Here is a 4,804-nt window from a genome sequence, read left to right as displayed (position 1 = left end):
TTGCCATACAGACACACCTCGTTATAGTTGATATATTTATTATAACAATCTGTGTCTACTTTTTAGTCTAGCATCATGGTAACCAGCTGATTGGAAAAAAGAAGTGACATCACCTGTGTCTTGAATCACTCCATTAACAGATAGAACGAGAATCTTATTCATTCCCTTTCCTTCGATTACAACATTTTCGAGAAATTCTTCATTGGATGCCCCCAAAATCTCATCTGAAAAATTACTAAAATTTTTCGAGGCTAAGTTAGTTGCAAAATTAAAAAAGATCGAAAATACAAATATGACTGCAGCAATCCCTAAAGCTGCCCATCGTTTCCCATTCATTTCTTTTCCTCCTAGATTTATGGATACTATTCACGAATTGTTCAAAAATAAATACGAATCAAATCCAAAATGGTTTCATTTTATTGTTAAACTAAAATAGATACATATGTACTTTTATTGCCATCATTTGAAAAACACTGGGAGGTAATTACATGGATCGTCGTAACGTCTACTTCTTTTATCGGAAAGAAGATAAAATTATTGAATATGTAGAGAAATTGAATCAGATTGCAAAGGAGCATCAATTTACAATTGTAGATGATGCTAAAAAAGCAAATGTCATTGTTAGTATTGGAGGAGATGGAACTTTCCTTCAGGCAGTTCGCAAGACTAATTTCCGTCAAGACTGTCTATATGTTGGAGTTTCAACAACTGGAGCTTTAAACCTCTATTGTGATTTCCATGCAGACGAAACAGATAAAATGGTTGAAGCGATGTTAAATGAAAAAATTGAAGTTCGCCGTTATCCAATTCTTGAAGTGAAAGTTGATGATAATCCATCTTTTTATTGTTTAAATGAATGCTCCATTCGTTCCGGAATCATTAAAACCTTTGTGTTGGATGTGTATATTGATGATTTGCATTTTGAGACATTCCGTGGCGATGGAATGATTATCTCTACTCCAACCGGCAGCACCGCGTATAATAAATCAGTTAGAGGTGCAGTTGTCGACCCACTTCTTCCTTGTATGCAGGTCACTGAACTGGCATCCTTAAATAATAACCAGTATCGAACATTAGGTTCTCCGTTTATTTTAAATGGCGCGAGAAAATTAACTTTACGTGATGTCCAGGATGGAAATGACTTTCCTTCAATCGGTATGGATAATGAAGCACTCAGCATCCGGAATGTAAAGCAAATCGACATTAAGTTGAGTGAAAAAAGAATTAAAACAGTAAAATTAAAGGATAATTCATTCTGGGAAAAGGTAAAGCGCACCTTTTTATAAAAAAGGAATCAAAGTTTTAAGACCAAGTCAATGCTTGGTCTTTTCATTATTTTTCAAACATGATTGTATCATCTACAACCGTCATCTTCACATTTGTATCCAAAATATCATCTTCATTTATATGTAAGATATCTTGATCGAGTATTGTAAAGTCAGCCTTAAATCCGGGTGCAATCTTACCCATACACTCTTCTTTTCCAACTGCATATGCACTTCCTGTAGTAAATAACTGTACAGCATCATAAACGGAGAGTTTTTGCTCAGGCATATATACATCTTCTTCACCCGGCTTCTTTCTAGTAACAGCAGCATGAATACCGAGAATGGGGTCAATCGGTTCAATTGGAGCATCTGATCCACCTGCACAATGTAAGCCTTCCTGTATCAATGTCTTCCATGCATAGCAATATTCCATATTCATTTCGCCAATTCTTTCAATTACCCATGGAAAATCTGAGACAACAAACCTTGGCTGTATATCAAGAATAAGTGGTAGTTGTTTCGCACGGTCGATTAGTTCTTTACGTAATATTTGCGCGTGAATCAAACGATCACGATGATTTGGTAATGGCGGTAATTCTTCTATTGCATCCAAGACATATTCAAAAGCGAGGTCACCAATCGCATGGATAGCAACAGGCATCTTAAAACTCCTTGCTTTTTGAACAAGTTTTTTGAGGTTATCTAATGAGTGGATTGCTACACCAGACGTCTCTGGTGAATCATTATAAGGATGACTTAATAAGGCCGTTCTACCACCAAGTGAACCATCTGCAAAAATTTTCATTGCACCAAGCTCTACAAGATTATCCCCATCTCCATATGAATATCCTAAACCATGCATGTCATTAACAGCTTCATGATGCACTAAAAGATTTGTTCTAAATTTGATTCCTTCATCTTTGATTACTTTTAGAAATCCTCTATATGTTCGCTCAAATCCCCCGTAGTAATTTAAATCCTCTGTATGTCCTCCAATTAGACCTTTGCTTAGACAATCCTTAATGGATAAACGAAGTGCACTTTGAATGTAGTCTTCCGTTACCTGCGGAATTACATTTTTTACGAGTTCCTGAGCCTGATCCAATAAATAACCTGTAGCATGTCCATCTGTATCTCGTACAATAATGCCACCCTCAGGGTTCGGGGTATGTTCCGTGATGCCAGCTAATTCTAGTGCCTTTGTATTCACGACAATTGCATGCCGGCAAATTCTTTTTAACATGAGTGGATTATGGGGGGAGAGTTCATCTAACTCCTTGCGATGAAATATCTTTCTGTCAGGAAGCTGATTTTCGTTCCATCCTTCTCCAATAATCCATTCACCTTCAGGCCTATCTTTTACAAAAGTTTGTATGGAAGTCGCAATTTCCTGGGAAGATGTCATCTCCGAAAAATCCAGTTTCATTAACTTTTCCCCGTGGCCAATAAGATGCATGTGGCTATCAACAAAACCTGGAAACATCGTGTTCCCTTTTAAATCGGTTACTCTTGAAATTCTATTTTTATATCGTTTTTCTAAATCACATAATAATCCTGTATCAACAATGATGCCGTCTTCCACAAAGACAGCTTCTACCGCGGCGTGTTTACCTTCCATTGTGTATATTCTTCCGCCTGTCCAAAGAGTTCCCATTTTCACACCTACTATCCCTACTAATTTAAGCTTACTTTAACATGCAAAAAGCAGATAGTAAAAATACTAGCTGCTTTTTTGTATTTTAGGATTAAGCTTTTGCTTTTTCAGATTCAGCCTGTCTAAGCTCAATTCTTCTGATTTTTCCTGAAGTTGTTTTTGGTAAGTCACTAACAAATTCAATTTTTCTAGGATATTTATATGGTGCTGTCAATTGCTTTACATGTTCTTGTAGGTTTTTGATGAGTTCCTCATTAGAAGTAATACCTTCACGTAATACAACAAATGCTTTTACAATATTACCTCGAATTTCATCTGGACTTGCTACAACCGCACACTCTTTTACAGAAGGATGTTTTACGAGTGCATCTTCTACCTCAAATGGCCCAATTGTGTATCCTGAACTAATAATAATATCATCGGCACGTCCCTCAAACCAGAAATAGCCATCTTCATCTTTTTTCGCTTTGTCACCTGTAATATAGTAATCGCCTCTAAATTGCAATGATGTTCTTTCAGGATCCTTGTAATATTCTTTAAAAAGCGCAGGTGTGTTCACATGAACGCCAATATCCCCAACTTCACCAACACCACAAGGCTTACCAAACTCATCGACAATTTCAACATTATTACCAGGTGTAGGCTTGCCCATCGATCCAGGTTTTATTGTCATTCCTTTTAGTACTCCTACTAAAAGAGTATTTTCGGTTTGTCCGTAGCCATCGCGTACCTCGATATTAAACTCTCTTCTAAATGTGTCAATTACTTCACGATTTAACGGCTCTCCTGCTGATACAGCACTATGCAAATTTGGAAGTGAGTAATCAGACAAATTCTCAACCTTTGCCATAAGTCGATATTCGGTTGGTGTACAACATAACACATTAATCTTATACGAACCCAACAATTGCAAATATTTATTTGGATCAAATTTCCCGTTATACACGAATCCAGTAGCGCCACTACCTAAAGTTGAAAGAAATGGACTCCAAATCCATTTTTGCCAGCCAGGTCCCGCTGTTGCCCATACCGTATCCGATTCACTGATGCTTAACCAGTATGGAGCTGCTGTTTTTAAATGTGCATATGCCCAGCCATGTGTGTGAACAACGCCTTTCGGATTACCAGTTGTTCCGGAAGTATAGGAAAGGAACGCCATATCGTCCTTGCTTGTTTCTGCTGCTGCAAGTTCTTCAGATTGACTTTGCATTTCCTCTTCTAATGAAACCCACTCTGCCACCTTTTCGCCAACTGCAAACTTCTGGATTTGCTCAATACTTTCGATAGATGAAAATTGATCACAATAAGGGTGATAGCTAATAATGGCTTTTACATCGCCATGAGTGATTCGGTATTGAAGATCTTTTGTACGAAGCATTTCTGAGCTAGGAATGACAACTAGTCCAGCTTTTAACGCCCCTAAATAAACCATATATGCTTCCACTAATCTCGGAATAATAACTAATACCTTATCCCCTTTGTTTAGACCATTGTTGATAAATGTATTCCCAATTTTATTTACATTCTTGAAGAGGTCAACGTATGTAATTTCCTTTTTGCTTCCCTGCTCATCTTCCCATTTCAACGCAATTTTTTTAGGATCTTTTGCATATTTTTCAATTTCCTGAACAAGGTTATACCGTAAGGGTGCAAGTAAATCTTCTCTTTTCACAATCATTCCTCCTCAATCTTTATCTTCTAATTATATAAAAAATTCCAAACAATTTGGAGGGGTTTTGTGAAAAAATTGTGACCTGGTTATAATATCTGATTTCAATTTTTTCAAAATACAAAAAAGGACGGGAATGAATGAACTGACCTAGCCAAATGAGACATATATAAAACACCTATCCATATTAAATTTAACACTTTTTCATTAATT

4 protein-coding genes are annotated in these 4,804 nt (G+C 36.8%); 1 reads left to right on the top strand and 3 read right to left on the bottom strand.

The window, feature by feature from the left end; translation table 11 throughout:
- Window positions 1-39: 39 nt before the first annotated feature.
- On the bottom strand, window positions 40-336 hold the full coding sequence (locus tag ACR65M_RS26460; RefSeq protein ID WP_440274889.1) for a hypothetical protein: 297 nt from the start codon (window positions 334-336) through the stop codon (window positions 40-42).
- Window positions 337-488: 152 nt separating this feature from the next.
- On the opposite strand from ACR65M_RS26460, the gene ACR65M_RS26455 reads away from it, so the two are divergent.
- Complete coding sequence (locus ACR65M_RS26455) at window positions 489-1,286, top strand: NAD kinase (protein WP_341330634.1); 798 nt, start codon at window positions 489-491, stop codon at window positions 1,284-1,286.
- A 46-nt stretch (window positions 1,287-1,332) separates the two neighbouring features.
- Here the strand turns inward: ACR65M_RS26455 and ACR65M_RS26450 are convergent, their stop codons facing one another.
- Both ACR65M_RS26450 and mbcS read right to left on the bottom strand, forming a co-directional pair.
- Window positions 1,333-2,922: an amidohydrolase gene (locus ACR65M_RS26450; RefSeq protein WP_341330633.1), complete on the bottom strand. Its 1,590-nt coding sequence runs from the start codon at window positions 2,920-2,922 to the stop codon at window positions 1,333-1,335.
- A gap of 91 nt (window positions 2,923-3,013) precedes the next feature.
- Window positions 3,014-4,594, bottom strand: a complete 1,581-nt coding sequence (mbcS, locus tag ACR65M_RS26445) for an acyl-CoA synthetase MbcS (RefSeq protein ID WP_341330632.1) — start codon at window positions 4,592-4,594, stop codon at window positions 3,014-3,016.
- Window positions 4,595-4,804: the final 210 nt, after the last annotated feature.

It is taken from the genome of Ferdinandcohnia sp. SAFN-114, from assembly GCF_059415045.1.
The sequence above is the reverse complement of the archived record's forward strand: the minus strand, read 5'-3'. Positions and strand labels throughout refer to the sequence as shown.

Bases quoted from the DNA above. Each gene is read 5' to 3' on its own strand.
- ACR65M_RS26460 (WP_440274889.1), bottom strand. From the start codon at position 336: ATGAATGGGAAACGATGGGCAGCTTTAGGGATTGCTGCAGTCATATTT.
- ACR65M_RS26455 (WP_341330634.1), top strand. From the start codon at position 489: ATGGATCGTCGTAACGTCTACTTCTTTTATCGGAAAGAAGATAAAATT.
- ACR65M_RS26450 (WP_341330633.1), bottom strand. From the start codon at position 2,922: ATGGGAACTCTTTGGACAGGCGGAAGAATATACACAATGGAAGGTAAA.